Raw genomic sequence first — 19,416 nt, 5'->3', positions numbered from 1 at the left:
TACTCATAACATCGTTGGCGCTCATGCGCTGGGCTCCAGGACGGCCAGGACGCGCACCATCGGCTTGCCCGCGGTTCTGAGCCGCTCGGCGCGCTTACGCAGCAGCTCAGCGGTCTCGTCGCGTGCGCTACGCGTGAGGGCGCCGAGCCCGGGCAGGGTCTGCTGCCAGCGCCCGATCTTCTTCTCGTACTCGTGCAGCGGGGCATCCACCAGCTCGTCGCTGAGTTTGCGCAGCTCGTGCAGCTCACGGCGGGTTGCGGCGACGGCCGCTGGGAGCAGCTCGGTAAGCGCGTCGCGATCACCCGGAGCAAAGTGGTCGTCCATGCCGGGCCCAACGCCGAGCTCGGCGAGAAGTTCGCGCGTCAACGGGCGGATTCGTGGATGGTCCTGTGTCAGCAGGTCGACGGCGAGCCAGGCGACCACAGTTGGGCGCCCTTCCGAGTTGGACCACAGTCCCTGGGTCAGGAAGACCGGCTCCGGCACCCTCTTGGCGTCCACCTGCAGTACCGGGGCACTCTGGCGGCCAATCTGGACCAGCACCTTGTCGGTGATCCACTCCAGGACCGGGTGCAGCTCACCGACGTAGTGGGAGTCCGGCCACAGGGAATTGGAATGGGAGTCCTCGCGGGCACGGCGCAACGAGTCGGCGGCGTCCGCAGCGTCGAAGGTGAGATTCAGGCGCCGGTCGATGCCCTGATCGCGGCGGTAGGAGTCGGGTAGAACGGAAAGGCGGTCGGCTAGGTCCTCGGGAGTGTCAAAGCTCAGGTCGTTGCCCTCGACGACAGTCTTCAGCCGGAACGATTCCAGGTCCTCGAGCTCATCGAGCCCGGCCAGGACGTAGTCGCGCCGGGTGGAGAAGAGACGCAGTTCCTCTGCCAGGACCGGCGGAGCGGGGAGGTCGTCCGCCGGCGCTTCCTCAGGTTCGGCTTCGCCCCCGGCGTCAAGCATGTCGAGGAAGTCCATCCCGATCGGGCCATCGTCGTACTCGGCCATCAGCGCCTGCTCGACTAGCGGTTCGCCATCCTGAGAGGCCGTGTGGGCCTCTAGGTCGCGAACCGCGTCCTCAGGGCGGTGACCGGCAAGGAGCGACTCCATCAGCCGCTTCTCTTCCTTGTCGGCATCGTGTTCCTGGCTGACAGCCTCCACCGTGCCGAGCACCTGGTGAACCACCGCCTCACGGTCAAGAACCCGCTGCGCGACATCCCGGTCGTCCAGCGCACCCTCAACGCCGGAAGCGAGGATCATCGCGCGGAACTCCGGCGGGTGCTGCTGTCCATAGCGGTCGATGCGGCCGTTGCGCTGTTCGACCCGGATCAGGCTCCACGGCAGGTCCCAATGGATCAGGTGGTGACACTGGCGGTGCAAGTTCACGCCCTCGGACGCCCCGTCACCGGTCAACAGCAGCCGCACATCACTGCCGGCCCGAGCGAACTCGTCCACGTACTCCTGCTGCTCGGTGTCCGACACAAGGCTGTGCAGAACCTTGACCGCGTTCCTGCCGCTCTCGTCCGTCTTCCAGCCGAGCAACGGCGGAAGGATCACCCCGAGCCAATCGAGGGTCTCGCGGCGCTCGGAGAACACCACCGCCCTCGTCCCGCTGCCAGACCTGACGCCGATCTCGCGCAACTCCTCCACCAGCCCGGCGAGTTTCGCTGCCCCATGCTGTCCCTCGGTGCTGACGGCCTGCTCGATGTCACGGGCCAGATCGGCCAGGCGCAGCAGGGAGGCCACCTCCGGGGTGGACGCCGGCGGGTCCACGAGCGGCGGGTCGGTGACGTGCTTTTGGTCATGCGGCAGCTGGTGGCCCAGCTTCCCCAGTCGTTCCCGTGCAGTCGCGAACAGCGCACGGTGCGAAGACAGGAACGATTTCAACAGCACATACGGAAACAGTCTGTTCTCGTCGCTGCGCGACTCCGTTCCTTCTCCGCCACGCTCACCGGGGCGTCGCAGCCAGAACGAAGCGAGCTCGGCGAAGACCTGCTCCTCCAGATCCGTCGCATTCCGCTCCACCGGGTACGAGCCTCCCCGGGGCGCCCACTTCACCACCTCGACGGTCTTCCCGTCCCGCACCTCGGTCTTCGTTGCGAGTACCTGCGAGACCTCACGGCTGGTCTTGGTGCGGCGGATGTAGAGGTGCCTCAGTTCGTCCGGCTGGGGGTCGTTCACGTCCTTGATGGCCATCGGATCGAGCAGCCGGACGAGGCCGGCGAAGGACCGCATCTTGCCGTTGTGGGGCGTGGCGCTGGCCAGGATCAGCGCGTCGGTGCGCTCCGCCAGGAGGTTTGCCAGCGCCCGGCGGTCGCTGCTCTCCCCGATGAGGTTGTGCGACTCGTCAATGACAACTGCGTCCCAGTGGACGTTCTCCAGCCATGGCTTGTAGCGCTTCGGATTCTTGATCGTGTCCATGGAGACGATCACGCGCTTGTAGTAGGTGAAGGGGTTGCGCCCCGCCGGGACACGCCGCTCGATGCGGGCGATGCCAACGCTGTCCAGCCGCACCAGCGGAAGCGCAAACCGGGTCCACATCTCGTGCTGGAACTGCTCCAACACCGGGGCCGGCGTTACCACGAGGATCCGCTCACCACGCCCACGCCGCACCAGCTCACCGAGCAGCACCCCGATCTCCAGGGTCTTGCCGAGCCCCACCACGTCGCCGATCAGCAAACGTGGCCGAAGCGGGTTGGTCAGGGCCTTCTCAGCGGGGCGCAGCTGGTAGTCCATGCGGTCAAGCAGGAATCCATCGGTCAGCGCCAAGCCCTTCTCAGACTGTGGCAGGGGCGTCCTGCGCATGACTGCCTCCAGGAAGAGGCGGCTGCGCCGAAACTCCTTCGAGGTATCGGGCACCAGCCGGGTGTCCTCAGGACGCAGCACCCGGGGCTGGTCCAGGGAGGTGAGGAAGCGGGCCTCGTGCCCTCGGACCAGGTCGGAGGCACCGGTCGCCTTGATCAGGTACTCGCCTTCCCTGGGCTCGCTGATGCTCTGGACCAGCCAGTCCTCGTCGCGCACCTCGATGACGGTGCCGACGGCGATCCCGAGCGGTGCGGCTGCGCCGACGTGGTCGGGTGAGGCGGCTGCTGCGTCGGGCATCGCGTGGTGACCTCTCGAAAAACGATCGCGCCGCTGTTTGGGCGCTGAGCTGGCGGAATGTTCTTCTATTAGCACCCTAGGTCCCGACTGTCCGGGGAAGAGGGCGAGTGGTGACTTCGGTCCCATCGGCCACCGGGTATCCGTCGGCGGCTGGAGCGTGCGCCTACAGTTTGCGGCTGCGGGCGTACGCCTCGCGGAGGTACTTGGCGACGCGTAGCGCGGCCGCAGGTGCGACCCGCGGCGGCGCCTGAGCGTCGGCGCTGGCTTGCGGCGGTTCGATCGGAAGGATCATGGTCGTTCTGCCTGACGGTGCATCCGCAGGCGTCAGCTGCACCGTGACCACGTTCGCCGGATCGATCAACGTGGGCGAGTAACCCTCTTCGGGCTCCTGCGCCGGTTCGGGCACCACCACTTCGAGCTCATCCGAGCCAAAGAGCTGCGCGAAGAGATCATCACCACCGACCCAGGGCGCGTCGGGTGCAGCTCCGGCGTCAACCGCCTGCTGCGCCGCCGCCTGCACCTCAGCATTCGCGGCACTCTCGATCGCCGAGGGGGGCAGCTCCGGCGCGAGGCCTGCCCGCTCCACGACCTCACGCAACTGCGCATCCGCGTCCTCGGATGACAGCCCGTGCTGGACGAGGAGCTCGAGCAAGCCCTGCTCCACGCCGTCGAGCGACGGGCGCTGCTCTGGAATAGGCACAAGGATCTTGGCGAGCAGCGGGACGAAGGTCTTGTCGACGTCATCCCAGACCGGCGACACCAGCATCGGGCCGAGCGGAAAAGGGGGACGGCCCGTCGCCGCAAAGAACAGCGTGGCGCCAAGCGCGTACACGTCAGCGGGTTCCTTGACTCGCTTCAGGTCGGTCGCCTGCTCCAACGGCATGTAGCCGGCCGAGCCGAACCCCAAGCCGGTTTTGGTCACGGCCTGGCTGGTACGGCGGTCGACCAGTACCGCCAGGCCGAAGTCGAGGACGACGGGGCCAGTGGGGCCAAGGACGACGTTGCCCGGCTTCAAGTCCCGATGCAGCAGTTTCGCCCCGTGAATGGCACGCAGCGCCTCCACCAGCGCGAGCCCCAGCGCAGCGTAGGGGCCGACCGAGAAGACGTCGTTCTTCTTGATCATGGTGCTGAGGTCCGGGCCGTGCACGTAGTCGATCGCCAACCACGGCTGTGCAGCCTCCGGGTCGGCAGCAAGCAGCGAAGGCACCCTGTCACTAACGACGGCCCTTACCGCGCTGATCTCCTGCGCGAACCGGGCCCGCTTCTCATCCTCGTCCTGCTGGGTGCTCTGCAGGTACTTCGGGCTGATGACCTTCACGACCGAGAGGGTGTTCTCTCGGTCGTCATCGCCCTCAGCCAGGTAGTACCCGGCTTCCAACTCGGGGCCCAGGTTGTCCAACGGCAACCGCCGTGCGAGGTAGGCCCGGCCCATGCCCCCCTCGCCGAGAACGGCCAGCAATTCGAACGGGCCGATGACCAGGGGATCCACATCGCTGTCCAACGGCTTCATCAGCGCCCTCGTACCCCCGCCCGACTCGGAACTCGATCCTGACCCCGCGGCCACGTGCAAAGCGGCACGGCGCACCCGCTACGAACCCACAGCACAGCCCACTGATCAGTTTAGAGCGCGTGCACATTAACCCGGCCCGATCCGTCGGAACCCGTCACGCTTCAGCATCCACAGCGGAGCTCACCGCGCAGGGGGCAGTCTCGCCAACACCTCCGAGTTGCCTGATCAGACGGCTCAGCTCAGCTGCTTCGGGCTCCTCCCGGAGACCTCTGTCTCTGGGACTTTTCAGGGACTTTCAGCTCTGTCCGAGGGACTTTCGAGGGACGTTTTGCCGCCTAACACGGTAAGCCCCTGAAAGATCGGAAAGGGCCTCCGACGCAGGTCAGAGGCCCTTCCGGGGGCAAAGCCCCTGGTACGGCGGATGGAGCCGGCCTGTACGCCGGGTTCTGTCACCCGGGTTGCTCGCGCGGCCCGGGGAGACGGCCATCCATCTAGGGCTGCCGTTGCCGACAGCCTCGTGCGGTCTACCCGCGAGCTCGGGCGAGCAGCCCTCGAACACTCGCGCACGGTGCCCGAGGGCACCGATCTTGACCTTGCTCCAGGTGGGGTTTACCTAGCCGGCCGGGTCACCCCGGTCGCTGGTGGTCTCTTACACCACCGTTTCACCCTTACCCACGCGCCGAAGCGGTGGGCGGTCTGTTTTCTGTGGCACTGTCCCGCGGGTCACCCCGGGTGGGCGTTACCCACCACCCTGCTCTGTGGAGCCCGGACGTTCCTCGGCGGGTCAGGGACCCGTCGCGACCGCCCGGCCGGCTCTTCCGCCGTAGTGGTCATGGTAGCCGCTCGGGCGGAGCCTCCCGAACACTGGGCCGGGCCGCCGGCGGCTCGCCGCCGAGGCGGACGGCCACCGCCGCAGCGGTCCGGTCGGCCCAGGCGCCGGTGGTGACCAGGCCGAGGACGAGGACGGCGCCGCCGAGGCCGACCAGGATCCACCAGCCGGCGTGGCTGGCCGGGGCGAAGCCGGTGGCCATCGGGCCCACCACGGCCGAGGTGACGACCGTGCCGATCACCGCGACGCCCAGCGACTGCCCGACCTGGCGGCTGGTCGAGGCGACGGCGGCGGCCACGCCCGCCTGGGAGCGCGGCATGCCGGAGACCGCCGCGTTGGTGATCGGCGCGTTGACCAGGCCGAAGCCGAAGCCGAACAGCGCGTACGCGGCGAGCAGCAGCGCGGCCGGGGAGTCGGCGCTGAGCCGGGTGAGCAGCAGGCCGCTCGCCGCGAGGCCCAGCCCGGCCACCACCAGCGGCAGGCGCGGGCCCCGGCTGCCGACGATCCGCCCGGACAGCGGCGCGCAGACCAGCATCATCCCGGCCATCGGCAGCGTCCACAGGCCCGCCTCGACCGGGCTGTAGTGCCGGACGTCCTGGAGGTAGAGGGTGTTGAGGAAGAGGAAGCCGCCCAGTGCCGAGAACGCGCAGACCGCGGTGACGGTGGCCCCGGTGAACGGCGCGCTGGCGAAGAAGCGCGGGTCCACCAGCGGTTCGGCGACCCGCCGCTCCCAGAGCGGGAAGGCGATCAGCGCGGCGACCGCGGCCGCCGCCAGGGCCAGGATCACCGGGGAGGTCCAGCCGTTGCCCGGGCCCTCGATGATCGCGGCGGTGCCGCAGCCGAGCAGGACGATCATCAGCAGCTGACCGACCGGGTCGAGCCGGCGGGGCCGCGGCGCGCGCGACTCGGGGACGTAACGGTAGGTCAGCAGGATGGCGACCAGGGCCACCGGAACGTTGATCAGGAAGATCGACGGCCAGCCGGCGCCGTCCACCAGGAAGCCGCCGAGCAGCGGGCCGAGCGCCATCGAGATGCCGACCACGCCGCCCCAGACGCCGATCGCCCGGGCCCGTTCCCTCGGGTCGGTGAAGGTGTTGGTGATGATCGACATCGCCACCGGGTTGAGCATCGAGCCACCCACCGCCTGCACGGCCCGGAAGGCCACCAGCCACTCCAGGCTCGGCGCCAGGCTGCACAGCAGGGACCCCAGGGCGAAGCAGGCCAGCCCGATCCGGAACACCCGCCGGCGGCCGAAGCGGTCGGCCACCGAGCCGAACAGCATCAGCAGCGAGGCCAGCACCAGGGTGTAGGCGTCGATGATCCACTGCAGACCGGAGGCCGGAGCGTCCAGGTCCTTCTGGATCACCGGCAGCGCGATGTTCACCACGGTGTTGTCCAGGCCGACGATGAACAGGCTCAGGCAGCAGATCGCGAGGACCAGCAGCCGGCGGCGGCGACCGGTGTCCGGCACGGCGGGTGACGGGGCAGCGGGTCCGGCGGCGGGTGCGACGGGAGGCTGGGCATCGGGCACGGACCGATCCTCCCACTCCGGGCCGGGTGAGGGGGGCTCAGACCGCGGCGAAGCGGACCGTACGGGTGGCCGGATCGGCCCGGGTGAGGCGGACGTCGATCACCCGGCCGAGCGGGAGCGGCGGCCCGCCCCCGGTGCCGTCGGCGGCGTCGCAGCGGGCCCGGACGGCGGGCTCGCGCAGCTGGACGACGCCCGAGCCGGGGCGCTTGCCGTCCACCTCGATCACCACCGCCGAGAACTCCTCGCCCTCCCGCCCCACCAGCAGCTCGGCCTCCACCAGGTCCACGCAGGCCCGTTCCACCTCGGCCGCCCGCCGGTCCCCGCTCGCCATCAGCGCCGGTACGGCCGGCAGCGCCTCGCGCGCCCAGTCCGGCACGTCCTCGCCCGCCGCGACCGCCGCGCACACCTCCTGGGCGAAGCGGTCGCCGAGCCGGCGCAGCGGCGCGGTGCAGTGCGCGTACGGGGCGGCCAGCGCGGCGTGCCCGGGCTCGGCGGGGGCGGGCAGGCCGCGGGACTCGTCGAAGGCGTGGTAGCCGGCGCCGCGCAGCAGCCCGGTGCAGGCGTTCAGGAAGGCGGCGTCCAGCGGCGCGTCCGGGTCCAGCGAGCGGATCAGCTCCGGGTACGGGAGGGCCTGCGGCCAGTCGACGTCCAGGGCGGCCGCGATCCGGCGCAGCCGCTCGTACGCGGCGGCGGGCGCGGCCGGCAGGGTGCGCAGCAGGCCGACGCCCGCGTCCAGCATCAGTTCGGCCGCGGCCATGCCGGTGAGCAGCGAGATCTGGGCGTTCCAGCCGTCGGCCGGGCTCAGCGCGCGGTAGCCGAGGACGTAGCCGTGCAGGGTCTCCTCGACCTCCTGCTCTGGCACCGGCAGGCTGATCCCGCCCCGGGCCCGCTCCTGCTCCTCGCGCAGCCGGCCGACGGTGGCGAGCAGGGCGAGCTGTTCGTCGGCGCCGCCGAGGTCCACGGCGCGCTGGACGGCGGCGTAGTCCAGTCGGCGGTGCGACCGGACCAGGGCGCGGCGCAGGTCCGCCAGCACGACGGCGCCGTCGGCGTCCAGGTCCAGCTGCCAGAGCAGGGCGGGGCGGGCTTCGCCGGGCAGCAGGCTGGCGGCGTCCTCGGAGATCCGGGCGGGGTGCAGCGGGACGCGGTGGTCCGGGAAGTAGAGGGTCTCGACCCGGCGGCGGGCCTCGGTGTCGACGGCTCCGCCGGGGCGGACGAAGGCGGCGACGTCGGCGATCGCGTAGTGCACCCGGTAGCCGCCGCCCGGGCGGTGGGTGAGGTGCATGGCCTGGTCGAGGTCGCGGGAGCCGGGCGGGTCGACGGTGAACAGCGGCAGGTCGGTGGCGTCGTACTCCGGCAACCGGGGGTGCCCGGCGGCCTCCTCCGCCTCCGCGAGCACGGCCTCGGGCCACTCGGTGTGGATCTCCAGGCGGGTGCGGAGCTCGGTGAGCTCGGTGTTGATCCGGGCGGAGTCGACGGCCTTGACGCGCAGTTTTCGGCGAGGCATGCAGGCCAGCGTAGGGCGGACCGGGAGCTTCCGGGCGCAGGCCCCCGGCGCGTCCGCCGGCGGCCCGCGCCCGTCGGGGGCCGCGCCCGTCGGGGCTCAGCGGCCCAGGAGGGACCTGAGGTCCTTGGCGGCCAGGGCGATCGCGTCGTCGTAGCCGCCGGTGGCGAGCCGCAGCACGAAGGCCACGGCGTCGTCCGGGTGCGGGTCGGTGTAGGGCTCCGCGTTGTAGTCCAGGAACAGCAGCATCGCCTCGAAGGCGGTGCGCTTGTTCCGGTCGACCAGCGGGTGGTTGCGGGCCAGGCTCTGGCCGAGGGCCGCCGCCTTGGTCCACAGGTCGGGGTAGGCGTCGTCGCCGAACAGGGTGGTTTGCGGGCGGGCGATCGCCGACAGCAGGCCGCCGAGGTCGCGGACGTTCTGCGGGCCCCCGGCGAGGTAGGTGACGTCGTCGAGGTCCAGATACTCCGTGGTCACAGGTCCTTCAACCTCTCCAGCGTCTCGGCGTTCCCGGCGCGGATCCGGGCCACCATCGCGGCCCGGCGCGCGGCCCTGTCCTGCGGGGCCTTGTCTTGCAGGGCCGGGTCCGCCGACGCCGGCGGGAGCGGGTCCGCGAGTGCCTCCGGGAGTTCGGACTGGCGGACCTCGAAGGCCAGTTCGGCCGTGTCCGCCTCCGTGGCCGACCCCGTCACGCGCACCCGGCCGGCCAGCACGGCCTCGGCCGCCGCCCGCACCGCGAACTCCAGTGCCTGCCTGGTCTCCGCGGGCAGGCCGGCGGGCAGGCGCACGGGCAGGGACTCCTCTTCGGCGTCGCCGTCGCCGGGCACCAGGTCCAGGGGTCGCATGGTCATCTCGTTCACTCTCCTTCGCCGGTCACCGTAGTGGGCAACGCCGGGCCGGCCCACCGAATTGCCGCCCGGGCGGGCCGGGGGCCGGAGGGGTGTAAGGGCTCGTACGGTGGGGTCGGGAGTTGCTTCACGGAGGGGGTGCGGGCGATGGACGCGGTCAAGGCGGCCGGGGGCGTGGTGTCGGCGGGGCTGGCGGTGACGGGGGCGCTGCACGCGGTGTGGGCGGTGACGCCCTGGCCGCTGCGGACGCCGGAGGAGTTCGTGGACACCGTGGTGGGCGCGGGCGAGGGGCCGCCGCCACCGTCGGCCTGCCTGGTGGTGGCGGGGCTGCTGGGGACGGCCTCCTACCTGGTGGCGGCGGAGGCCGGGCTGCTGCCGGCCGCGGGACCGCGGGGGTTGCGGCGGGCCGGGGTGCGGACGGCGGCCGGGGTGCTGCTCGCCCGCGGGCTCACCGGGCCGGTCGTGTTCGGGCGGCTGAGCGAGCGCTCGGCGCGGTTCCGGCGGCTGAACCTGCGCTACTACTCGCCCCTGTGCGTGGCGTTGGGAGCCGGAGCGGCCGCAGTAGGGTGGCGGGGTTCGTCCGCCACAGATTGTTGAGGAGTCCGCTGTGCTGGTGCTGTTGCCGCCCTCGGAGGGCAAGGCCGCGTCCGGGGACGGCGCGCCGCTCGCGCTCGACGGGCTGTCGCTGCCGGGGCTGACGGCGGCGCGCGGCGCGGTGCTGGACGCGCTGGTGGGCCTCTGCCGGGGCGACGAGGACGCCGCCGCCGAGGTGCTCGGCCTCACCCCCGGGCTGCGCGGAGAGATCGCCAAGAACGCCGGGCTGCCCACCGCCGGGGCCCGACCGGCGGCCGAGGTGTACACCGGGGTGCTGTTCGACAACCTTGGGCTGGCCACCCTGGACGCCGCCGCGTACGACCGCGCCGAGCGGGCGCTGCTGGTGTTCTCCGGTCTCTGGGGCGCGGTGCGGATCTCCGACCGGATCCCGTCCTACCGCTGCTCGATGGGCGTGAAACTCCCCGAGCTGGGGGCGCTCGGCGCGTACTGGCGGGGCGTGACGGCCGACGTGCTCCCGGAGGTGGCGGACGGGCTGGTGCTGGACCTGCGCAGCTCCGCGTACGCGGCGGCCTGGAAGCCGGCCGGCGAGGTGGCCGCCCGTACGGCGACCGTCCGGGTGCTCCAGGAGCGGGACGGCAAGCGCAGCGTGGTCAGCCACTTCAACAAGGCGACCAAGGGGCGGCTGGTACGCGACCTGATGGTCGCCGGGGCCGAGCCGAAGACGCCGACCGAGCTGATGGACGCGCTGCTGGCGCTGGGCCACCGGGTCGAGCTGGCGGCGGAGGGCACGGCGCGCAAGCCGTGGCAGCTGGACGTGGTGGTCACCGAGGTGCACTGACCCCCCGGGTGGGGAGGGTCAGCGCAGGTGGGAGCCGTCGTTCAGGAGCCGCAGCGAGGCGTTGCCGTCCGCGTAGTACTGGACGGCGCAGATCGAGGCGGCGGACAGCTCCATCCGGTACATCGAGTCCGGCGGGGCGCCGAGCGCCAGCCGGACCAGGGTCTTGATCGGGCTGACGTGCGAGACCACCAGCACCGTCTTCCCCGCGTACCGGGCGAGGATCTTGTCCCGGGCGACGCCGGCCCGGTGGGTGAGGGTGGTGAAGCTCTCGGCGCTGCCGGTCGGCTTGGCCTTCGCGGAGCCCAGCCAGGCCGAGAGGTCGTCCGGGTACCGCTCCTGCACCTCGGCGAAGGTCAGGCCCTCCCAGTCGCCGAAGTCGACCTCGCGCAGGCCCTCCTCGTACCGGACCTCCAGGCCGAGCCGGGCGGCGACGATCTCGGCGGTCTGCCGGGTGCGGCGCATCGGGGAGGCGACGACCGCCTGGACGCTGCCGCGCGCGGCCAGGGCCTCGGCGGCCCGCTCGGCCTGCCAGCGGCCCTTGTCGGACAGCTCCGGGTCGGTGCCGCCGCTGCCGGAGAAGCGCTTCTCCGGGGTGAGCGGGGTCTCGCCGTGGCGCAGCAGGACGAAGGTGGTCGGGGTGCCGAGGTCGGCCGGGGCGGCCCAGCCGGCCTTGGGGGCGGGGGGCTTCGGCAGCGGCTCCTCGGCCGTGGCGGCGGCCCCGACCACGGCGGCCCCGGCTGCGGCCTTGGGCTTCGGCTCCCACTGGCGCCCGTCGCGGCCGGCGTCCATCGCCTCGTTGGCCAGCTTGTCGGCGTCCTTGTTCTTCTCGCGCGGGATCCAGGTGTAGCCGACCCGGCCACGCGGGAAGACCGTGCGCGCCTCGGCGGCGAGCGGCTGCATGTCGGGGTGCTTGATCTTCCAGCGCCCGGACATCTGCTCGACGACCAGCTTGGAGTCCATCCGGACGTCCACGGAGGCGTCCGGGTCGAGCGCGCGGGCCGCCTTTAGCCCGGCGATCAGGCCCCGGTACTCGGCCACGTTGTTGGTGGCGTGGCCGATGAACTCGGCGGCCTCGGCGACGAGCTGCCCGGTGTCGGCGTCCCGGACCACCGCGCCGTAGCCGGCCGGCCCCGGGTTGCCCCGGGACCCGCCGTCCGCTTCGACGATGAAGCGCGCCGCCACCGGATCAGGCGCCCGAGTCGGCGGTGCGGACCAGGATCCGCCCGCAGTTCTCGCAGCGGACCACCTTGTCGGCCGGCTCGGCCTTGATGGCGTTCAGCTCGGTGATCGAGAACTCGGTGCGGCAGCCCTCGCAGCGGCGCTGGTAGAGCCGGGCCGCGCCGACGCCGCCCTGGGTCTCGCGCAGCTTGGCGTACACCTTCAGCAGGTCGGCCGGGATGACGGCGGCGACGGTCTCGCGGTCGCGCTTGACCTTGTCGGCCTCGCCGTCGATCTCGGCGAACGCGGCGTCGCGACGGCCCTCGGCCTCGGTGAGGACGACGGTGGAGTGCTCCAGGCGGGCGGTCAGCTCGTCGACCCGGGTCTTGGCGCTCTCCTGGCGCTCCATGATCTCCAGCACGACCTCCTCCAGGTCGCCCTGGCGCTTGGCCAGCGAGCCGATCTCGTGCTGGAGGTTCTCCAGGTCCTTCGGCGAGGTGATCGCGCCGGAGTCCAGCCGCTGCTGGTTGCGGGCGGAGCGGGCGCGGACCTGCTCGACGTCCTGCTCGGCCTTGGTCAGCTCGCGGGCGGTGTCGCCCTTCTGGGCCTCGGCGGCGACGACGAGGTCCTTGAGCGCGGTGTGGTCGGCGGTGGCCTTGTCGATCTCGGCGTGCTCGGGCAGGCCCCGGCGCCGGTGGGCCAGCTGGTCGAGCTTCGAGTCGAAGGCCTGGAGGTCGAGCAGGCGGATCTGGTCGGCGGGCGCGGCGTTCAAGGGGAAAGCTCCTGTGGATCGGGTCAGGCGGTGAAGGACATGGGGGCGTGCGCGGTCCACGGGTCGGTGACCCGGTGGGAGACCTTGGTCTCCACGGCCCAGCCGTGCTGGTCGGCGACGGCCCGCAGGGCGCGCTCGGCCAGGCCGAGCCAGGGCCACTCGGTGGCCCAGTGGGCGGCGTCGACCAGCGCGACCGGCGCGGCCTCGGTGGCCTCGGAGGCCGGGTGGTGGCGCAGGTCGGCGGTCACGTAGGCGTCCACGCCGGCCGCCCGTACGTCGGAGAGGAAGCCGTCGCCCGAACCGCCGCACACCGCGACCCGGCCGATCAGCCGGTCCGGGTCGCCGGAGACGCGCACACCGGCGGCGGTCGCGGGCAGACCGGCGGCGACCTGCGCCGCGAAGGCCGACAGGGTCAGCGGGGGCTCCAGCAGGCCGATCCGGCCGGTGCCGCGACGGCCCAGCGGGTCGGTCGGGTCCGGCACCAGCGGGCCGGTGACCCGCAGGCCGACGGCCTCGGCCAGCGCGTCCGAGACGCCGGGGTCGGCGTGGTCGGCGTTGGTGTGGGCGACGTGCAGGGCGATGCCGTTGGTGATCAGGGTGTGCACCACCCGGCCCTTGAAGGTGGTCGCGGCGACGCTGGTGGTGCCGCGTAGGTACAGGGGGTGGTGGGTGACCACCAGGTCGGCGCCCCACTCCACGGCCTCGTCGACGACCGCCTGGACGGGGTCGACGGCGAACAGCACGCGGCTGACCTCGGCCTGAGGATCACCGCAGACCAGGCCGACGGCGTCCCAGGACTCCGCCCACTGCGGGGGGTAGACCTCTTCGAGCGCGGTGATGACGTCGGACAGTTTCGGCACCTGTCGAGACTACCGTGCGCGCGGGGCCGGTCGGGCCTCGGCCGATCGGGGGACGGCGGCGGAACGGCGGCAGGGCGGCGGCGGGACGGCGGCGGGACGGCGGCGGGCGTGCTTCGGACGCGGGTGCCGCAGGCGTACGGATGCGCGTCAACCTGCAGCTGGGGCGCGTGTTCGGGTTCCGCGCGCGGCGTACGCGCCCGCACGCCGTGCGCCCGTTACTCACAGCAGCGTTCTCGTACGAATTCGAAACCGCCCACTGATCACCCTTACGAGTGAAGTGACCGGCTCGGCGTTGAGGCTTCGGATTTCTCGAAACTAACTTCATTCCTGCGAACGGGAGTTGCCCCGGTCACCTCGGCCGGGAGCCCCTGGAAGGGGTCGCGAACAGCCGAGCAGAAGACGAAGGGGTGTGGTGACGAATGGGGGCGGACACATCGCTGCGCATTGCTGCGGACAGGGGACCGGCCGACGGGGGAACGGCGGGCGAGGGAACGGCCGACAGGGGAACGGCGGGCGAGGGAACGGCCGACAGGGGAACGGCGGGCGGGGGCACGGCGGGCCGCGGACCGGCTGCGGCCGGCTCGTGGCCGGAGGCGACGCGGGCGGCCCTGGCCGGCGCCGGGGGCCGGGGAGGCGACGGCGACTGGGACGTCACCGTCGGGGGCTTCTGGTGCACGGCCCGGCCGTCCGCGTCCGCGCCGTTACCGGCGCAGGGGTGGAAGCTCCACGTCAGCGCCGCCTCGGTGGTCGGCGGGGAGGTGCTCGCGGCCGTGGTCCGGGTGCTCGCCGCGGACCCGTGCAGTTTCAAGTTCGCCGCCGCCGAGGAGCGGCTGCGCGAGCTCAACTCCCGTAACAGCGACCGTGGTTCGGCGGGCAAGTTCATCACCGTCTACCCGGCGGACGACGCCCAGTTCCAGCGGCTGGCGGCCGAACTGGACCGGGTGACGGCCGGGCTGCCCGGGCCGGTGGTGCTCTCCGACCGGCCGTACCGGCCCGGCAGCCGGGTGCACTACCGCTACGGCGCGTTCGCGGCCCGGGCCGAGCTCGGCAACGACGGGGAGTACCGCTCGGTGCTGCGCGGGCCCGCTGGGGAGCGGGCCGAGGACGTGCGCGGCGGGTCGTACCGGGCGCCGGGGTGGGTCCGGGACCCGTTCCGCGGTGCCGACCACCCCCGCAGGCGTGCGAACGGAGGCGGGGACGGAGGCAGCGGCAGGCCCGGGGGCAGGCGCGGCGGTGGGGTGTTGCTGGCCGGGCGCTACGCGGTGACCGCCGCCGTACGGCACGGCGCCAAGGGCGGGGTGTTCCTCGGGCGTGAGGCCGCGAGCGGCGCGGAGGTCGTGGTCAAGCAGGCCCGCGCGCACATCGAGGTCGACCGCGCCGGGACCGACGCCCGCGACGCGCTGCGGCACGAGGCCGCGCTGCTCGCCCGGCTGGACGGGCAGGGGCTGGTACCGCGCGCCGTCGAACTGATCGAGCAGGACGACTCCGTCTTCCTGGTGCAGGAACGAATCGCCGGGCAACCGCTCGGCGCCTGGGTCGCCGCCCGGCTGCGGCGCGACGGCAGCCCGGACGTCGACTGGGCCGAGGCCGGACCGCTGGCGCACGGACTGCTCGACCTGGTCGGGCGGGTGCACGGCCAGGGCCTGGTGCTGCGCGACCTCTCCCCCGGCAACGTGATGGTCCGGCCGGACGGCAGCCTGCGGCTGATCGACCTCGAACTCGCCGCCGAGACCGGCCACCGGGCCGGCACGGCCGGCACCCCCGGCTACCGCGCCCCCGAACAGGGGCGGCTCGCCCTCGCCGGCACCGGCACCGCCGACCCGGCCGCCGACCGCTACGCCCTCGGCGGACTGTTCTTCCTGCTGGCCACCGGGCACGACCCGCTGCTGCCCGAGGACCTGCCGCGGGCCCGCCCGGTCGCCGAACGGCTCGGCCGCTGGCTCGACCTGGCGGCCCGCTCGGGTGCCACCGCGCGGCGGCTGGCGCCGGTGGTGCTGGGGCTGCGGGCCGAACAGCCGGAGCTGCGGTGGAGCCTGGCGCGGGCCCGGGAGGCGCTGGGCGGGAAGGCGCTGGGCGGGTGGGGCGGCGGCGTGGACCCCGGTGTCGCCCCGAGGCCGACCGCGTTCGTGCGCCCGGCCGTGTCCGCCGTGGTCGCCCCGCTGTGGCAGGCCACCCCTCGGCCGGGCACGGACGCCGATGCCCCGCCCCTCGACCGGCTGCTGCACGACGGCCTGCGGCACCTCGCCGCCGGCGCGACACCGCAGCGGTCCGACCGGCTGTGGCCCGTGGTGCCCGCCGGGGAACGGACGGACCCGTGCAACGTCCAGCACGGCGCCGCGGGCGTGCTCGCCGTACTGGCGCGAGCGGCCGCAGCACCCGGCCTGCCGGCCGAGGTCCGGGCGGCCGCCGCGGGTACGGCCCGGACCGCCGCGGACTGGATCGAGCGGCGGGTCGCCGCCGAGCCGGTGGTGCTGCCCGGGCTGCACTTCGGACGGTCGGGGACGGCCTGGGCGCTGCTCGACGCCGCCCGGGTGCTGGGCGACCAGGAGGCGGCCGAGCGGGCCGCCGCGCTCGCCCGGCGGATCGCCGTCGAGTGGCCCAACCCGGATGTCTGCCACGGCGCAGCGGGCGCTGGCTTCGCCCAACTCCGCTTCGCCGGGGAGCACTTCCGCGCGGACCACGGCTTCGCCGAGCGCGCCGACCGCTGCGCCCGCGCCCTGCTCGCCGCCGCGCGACGGGAACCGTACGGGACGGTCTGGCCGGTGCCGGCCGACTTCGACTCGGCGCTCGCCGGGATCACCCACCTCGGCTTCGCGCACGGCGTGGCGGGCGTCGGCGCCTTCCTGCTCGCCGCCGCCGGGGCGACCGGCGACCGCGCCCTGCGGGACGCCTGCACGACGGCCGCCCTGGACGCCGGGCGGACGCTCGGCGCCACCGTGCGGTGGAGCGAGGGCGACGGCAGCGGCGACGGACACGGCGACGGCCGCACCGACCGGGCCTGCGCCTGGTGGCCGCAGAGCGCCGCCGACCCCGCGCACATCCGGCTCCCGCACTGGTGCAGCGGCTCCTCCGGCGCGGGCAGCTTCCTGCTGCGGCTGTGGCGGGCCAGCGGCGACACCGAGGCGCTGCGCCTCGCCCGGGCCGCCGGCCGGGCCGTCCTGGCCGGCCGTTGGCACGGCGGAGTGAGCGCCTGCCACGGCCTGGCCGGTGACGGCGAGTACCTGCTGGACCTCGCCGAGGCCACGGACGATCCCGAATTCCGTTCCGGGGCACGCCGGTTGGCCCGACTGATCGCGGCCCGGAGCGCACTGCGCAACGGCCTGCTGGTCCTGCCCGACGAGACGGGTACGGGCTGCGCCACCGCCTACGGCACCGGCACGGCAGGGCCGTTGGCCTTCCTGCTCCGGCTCCGGCACGGCGGCCCCCGGCTCTGGCTGGACCCGCTCTCCCCCGGCCACCCGCTCGCCCCCCTTCCTCGCCGACTCCCGGCCGCGACCAACTCCCTGACGACGGCGACGGGGTGAGCGAGACGTGAACACGGCCACCCGCGCCACCACCCGGGCCCTGCGTCGGCTGAGCTTCTCCTTCGCCGCCGACGGCAGCCACGCGGCCTGCCTGGCCGCGGCCGCCGACAGCGGCTGGTACGTGGAGAGTTGGCGGCTCCCACAGGACGGCTCCCCCGCCGTACCCGCCGCGCTGCCGCTGTCCGGCAACCGGTCGGAGCAGCTGCGCTCGCAGCTCGTCGCCCTGCCCGACGGCTCGGTGCTGGTCTGCCGGCACGACGGCGAGCGGCACGACCTGGTCCGCCTCTCGTACGGCGGGAACGGCACCGTGGAACAGCAGTTGGCCTCGCTGCGGATGCCCGGACTGCGCCTGCTGCCGCTCCCGGTGGCGCCCGGCGCCGACCCGCGCACCCCGGTGGCGATCGCCCTGGGCACCGACACCCGCCCGGCGACCACCGCCTGGCTGATCCGGGCGGACGGCAGCGAGCCCGTGCCGGTCGCCGAGATCCCCGGCCTGCACGGCGGCGGCGCCTGGCTGGACCACGCGGGCGCGCTGCTCGCCCTGGACCGGGTGGCCGGCGGGCTGGTCCGCAGCGTGGTGCTGGACCTGCGCAGCGGCACCACCACCCCGCTGCTGGAGATCGGCGAGCACAGCAACGACCGGCTGGTGCTGTTCGACCCCGACAGCCGCTTCGCGATGGTGCGCAGCGACGCGCCCGGCACCGACCGGCTCGGCTGGGGCGTGCTGGGCGGCGGGGAACCACTGCGGTTCCCGGAATGCCTGCACGTCTCGGGCATGTTCCTGCGCCCGGTGGCACTGCGGCAGGCGGCGGACGGCCCGCGGGTCGCGGTGCAGATCGACCACGGCGCCGGCTCGGCGCTCGCCCTGTGGCGGCCCGCCGTCGGGCGGTTGGACCCGCTGCCGGTGCCACCCGGGCGGCTCGGCGCGGTCGGGCACTGGGACGGCGCCGGGCTGCGGATCCCGTACTCCTCGCCCGACCACCCGGCGGCGCTGGCCACCCTGGACGTGGACGCCCTGCTGGCGCACGGCCCGGCCCTCGCCGAGACCGCCCCGATGCCGCTGCCGCTGCAACTCGCGCCCCTGGGCTCGGGCCTGCCCGGCCCGTGGCGGGACACCGCCCTGCCCTGGCAGCCCGGTGCACCGCGCGTCACCCGCACCCCGCCGGCCGGGTGGCGTCTGGACGGCAGCACCCAGCCCGGCGACGGCAGCCGCTGGCAGCCCGCCCAGAGCCTCGAACTCGCGGGCCCGGCGGGCCCGTTGGAGGCCGTGGTGTACGGCGGCGACGCCTGGCTGAGCAGCCCGCACCTGGTGCTGGCGCTGCACGGCGGCCCCGCCGACGCCTGGCGGCTGGAGTTCGACCCGGCGCTGCAACGGATGGCCGCCGAGGGCCTGGCGGTGGTCGCGCCCAACCAGCGCGGCTCCACCGGCTACGGGGTGCCGCACGCGCTGGCCATCCGGGGCGCCTGGGGCGGCCCCGACCTGGACGACGTGCTCTACCTGCTGGAGGGCATCGCCGGCCAGCGGGCGGCACTCGGCCTGGAACCGCCCGCCCTGTTCGGGGTCAGCTACGGCGCCTTCCTGGCGCTGCTGGCGGCCGCGCACGCGCCGACCGAGCAGGTCGCCCGCTGCGCGGTGGTCGCACCGTTCCTGTCCGGCGCCCGGCTGATGGCCGAAGCGGCGCCCCCCGTACGGGCGTTGACCACCCGGCTGGGCGGCGGCGACCCGATCCTGGACGCCCGCGGACCGCGCGACGTGCTCCAGCTCGCGCACCGGCTGAGCGCCCCGCTGCTGGTCGTGCACGGCAACCGGGACGAGGTGGTACCGGTCGGCCAATCCCGGTCGCTGCGGCACGAGTTGCTGCGGATCGGCCGGATCGAGGGCGCGGACTTCCGGTACGTGGAGGCGGCCGGCTCCGGCCACGAGGTGCTCGCCGAGGAGGGCGCCGCCGTGCTGCACGAACTGCTGGCCGCGTTCCTGCGGACCGGCCGACCGGGCTGATCCCGCCCGGCCACCCACAGACTCCCGGGCCCGTCGAGGCCCGGGGCACCACCCCGGTGCGGCGGATGGAGGCCGCGCCGGGGGTCAACACCCGACGCCCGCAGGCAGATCGCGGCGGGCGACACCCTCAAGGGGAGGACCCGATCATGGAGAACATGGTGGACTTCGAGACCGACCTCGCGGCGCTGCAGGACCTGCCGGAGACCGAGTCCGTCGAGCTGACCGGCCACGGCAGCGGCTGCCAGTACACCTGTCTCATCCTGACCTGTCTGATCTTCACCAACAGCTGATCAGGAACGGCCCACGGGTGCCGCCCTCGCCTGTCCGGACAGGCGAGGGCGGCCACCCCCGTACCAAACCCCCCCTACCCAAACCGCCGTACCCAGCCCCCGTCCAACACACCCAAA

The 19,416-nt window shown here is 73.6% G+C and carries 14 protein-coding genes and 1 other RNA gene; 5 read left to right on the top strand and 10 right to left on the bottom strand.

All coding sequences use genetic code 11. The annotated features are described in order from the left end of the window. Positions 1 to 21 precede the first annotated feature (21 nt). The 7 genes from ACFV8H_RS28820 to ACFV8H_RS28790 all read right to left on the bottom strand — a co-directional run bounded on the left by ACFV8H_RS28820 (position 22) and on the right by ACFV8H_RS28790 (position 9,306). Entirely contained in the window at positions 22 to 3,087 is a 3,066-nt protein-coding gene (locus ACFV8H_RS28820; protein WP_380405666.1) for an SNF2-related protein, read from the bottom strand. Between the two features lie 163 nt (positions 3,088 to 3,250). After that, positions 3,251 to 4,597 carry a serine/threonine protein kinase gene (locus ACFV8H_RS28815; protein WP_380405663.1) on the bottom strand — a complete coding sequence of 449 codons (1,347 nt, stop codon included), beginning with the start codon at positions 4,595 to 4,597 and terminating at the stop codon, positions 3,251 to 3,253. A gap of 419 nt (positions 4,598 to 5,016) precedes the next feature. Continuing rightward, positions 5,017 to 5,414: RNase P RNA component class A (gene rnpB, locus ACFV8H_RS28810), an RNA gene on the bottom strand. Between the two features lie 13 nt (positions 5,415 to 5,427). Beyond that, the gene (locus ACFV8H_RS28805) at positions 5,428 to 6,897 is read right to left on the bottom strand and encodes an MFS transporter (protein ID WP_380405729.1); all 1,470 of its coding nucleotides are present in this window, start codon (positions 6,895 to 6,897) and stop codon (positions 5,428 to 5,430) included. 97 nt (positions 6,898 to 6,994) lie between these two features. Beyond that, a complete protein-coding gene (locus tag ACFV8H_RS28800; protein ID WP_380405660.1) occupies positions 6,995 to 8,461 on the bottom strand; it encodes an RNB domain-containing ribonuclease in 1,467 nt (488 codons plus the stop codon). Between the two features lie 96 nt (positions 8,462 to 8,557). Then, the gene (locus ACFV8H_RS28795) at positions 8,558 to 8,932 is read right to left on the bottom strand and encodes a type II toxin-antitoxin system death-on-curing family toxin (protein ID WP_380405658.1); all 375 of its coding nucleotides are present in this window, start codon (positions 8,930 to 8,932) and stop codon (positions 8,558 to 8,560) included. After that, positions 8,929 to 9,306 carry a hypothetical protein gene (locus ACFV8H_RS28790; protein WP_380405655.1) on the bottom strand — a complete coding sequence of 126 codons (378 nt, stop codon included), beginning with the start codon at positions 9,304 to 9,306 and terminating at the stop codon, positions 8,929 to 8,931. Before ACFV8H_RS28790 ends, ACFV8H_RS28795 begins: the two co-directional genes overlap by 4 nt. Before the next feature lie 144 nt (positions 9,307 to 9,450). Here ACFV8H_RS28790 and ACFV8H_RS28785 point away from each other — a divergent pair, with 144 nt between their 5' ends. Together ACFV8H_RS28785 and yaaA are read left to right on the top strand one after the other, a co-directional pair. Next, positions 9,451 to 9,900, top strand: a complete 450-nt coding sequence (locus ACFV8H_RS28785) for a DUF3995 domain-containing protein (RefSeq protein WP_380405652.1) — start codon at positions 9,451 to 9,453, stop codon at positions 9,898 to 9,900. A 10-nt stretch (positions 9,901 to 9,910) separates the two neighbouring features. Next, positions 9,911 to 10,696, top strand: a complete 786-nt coding sequence (gene yaaA / locus ACFV8H_RS28780; RefSeq protein ID WP_380405649.1) for a peroxide stress protein YaaA — start codon at positions 9,911 to 9,913, stop codon at positions 10,694 to 10,696. A gap of 18 nt (positions 10,697 to 10,714) precedes the next feature. On the opposite strand, the gene ACFV8H_RS28775 is transcribed toward yaaA, so the two are convergent. From ACFV8H_RS28775 to ACFV8H_RS28765, 3 genes are read right to left on the bottom strand one after another with little or no spacing between them, the layout of a single operon-like run. Beyond that, a complete protein-coding gene (locus tag ACFV8H_RS28775; RefSeq protein WP_380405646.1) occupies positions 10,715 to 11,878 on the bottom strand; it encodes a bifunctional RNase H/acid phosphatase in 1,164 nt (387 codons plus the stop codon). A gap of 4 nt (positions 11,879 to 11,882) precedes the next feature. Beyond that, a complete protein-coding gene (locus ACFV8H_RS28770; RefSeq protein ID WP_380405644.1) occupies positions 11,883 to 12,626 on the bottom strand; it encodes a zinc ribbon domain-containing protein in 744 nt (247 codons plus the stop codon). A gap of 23 nt (positions 12,627 to 12,649) precedes the next feature. Beyond that, a complete protein-coding gene (locus tag ACFV8H_RS28765) occupies positions 12,650 to 13,486 on the bottom strand; it encodes a Nif3-like dinuclear metal center hexameric protein (RefSeq protein WP_380405641.1) in 837 nt (278 codons plus the stop codon). Positions 13,487 to 13,905: 419 nt separating this feature from the next. Here ACFV8H_RS28765 and lanL point away from each other — a divergent pair, with 419 nt between their 5' ends. The 3 genes from lanL (at position 13,906) to ACFV8H_RS28750 (ending at position 19,299) form a co-directional block, all read left to right on the top strand. Further along, entirely contained in the window at positions 13,906 to 17,010 is a 3,105-nt protein-coding gene (lanL, locus tag ACFV8H_RS28760) for a class IV lanthionine synthetase LanL (protein WP_380405638.1), read from the top strand. A 7-nt stretch (positions 17,011 to 17,017) separates the two neighbouring features. After that, complete coding sequence (locus tag ACFV8H_RS28755; protein ID WP_380405635.1) at positions 17,018 to 19,009, top strand: alpha/beta fold hydrolase; 1,992 nt, start codon at positions 17,018 to 17,020, stop codon at positions 19,007 to 19,009. Between the two features lie 146 nt (positions 19,010 to 19,155). Then, a complete protein-coding gene (locus ACFV8H_RS28750; protein WP_157882160.1) occupies positions 19,156 to 19,299 on the top strand; it encodes a VenA family class IV lanthipeptide in 144 nt (47 codons plus the stop codon). Positions 19,300 to 19,416: the final 117 nt, after the last annotated feature.

The sequence above is a fragment of the Kitasatospora sp. NPDC059827 genome, assembly GCF_042731675.1.
Lineage (GTDB): Bacteria > Actinomycetota > Actinomycetes > Streptomycetales > Streptomycetaceae > Kitasatospora.
Note: the sequence above shows the minus strand (reverse complement) of the source record. Positions and strands in the feature narration are given on the sequence as shown.

Bases quoted from the DNA above. Each gene is read 5' to 3' on its own strand.
- ACFV8H_RS28820 (WP_380405666.1), bottom strand. From the start codon at position 3,087: ATGCCCGACGCAGCAGCCGCCTCACCCGACCACGTCGGCGCAGCCGCA.
- ACFV8H_RS28815 (WP_380405663.1), bottom strand. From the start codon at position 4,597: ATGAAGCCGTTGGACAGCGATGTGGATCCCCTGGTCATCGGCCCGTTC.
- ACFV8H_RS28800 (WP_380405660.1), bottom strand. From the start codon at position 8,461: ATGCCTCGCCGAAAACTGCGCGTCAAGGCCGTCGACTCCGCCCGGATC.
- ACFV8H_RS28790 (WP_380405655.1), bottom strand. From the start codon at position 9,306: ATGACCATGCGACCCCTGGACCTGGTGCCCGGCGACGGCGACGCCGAA.
- ACFV8H_RS28785 (WP_380405652.1), top strand. From the start codon at position 9,451: ATGGACGCGGTCAAGGCGGCCGGGGGCGTGGTGTCGGCGGGGCTGGCG.
- lanL (WP_380405638.1), top strand. From the start codon at position 13,906: ATGGGGGCGGACACATCGCTGCGCATTGCTGCGGACAGGGGACCGGCC.
- ACFV8H_RS28750 (WP_157882160.1), top strand. From the start codon at position 19,156: ATGGAGAACATGGTGGACTTCGAGACCGACCTCGCGGCGCTGCAGGAC.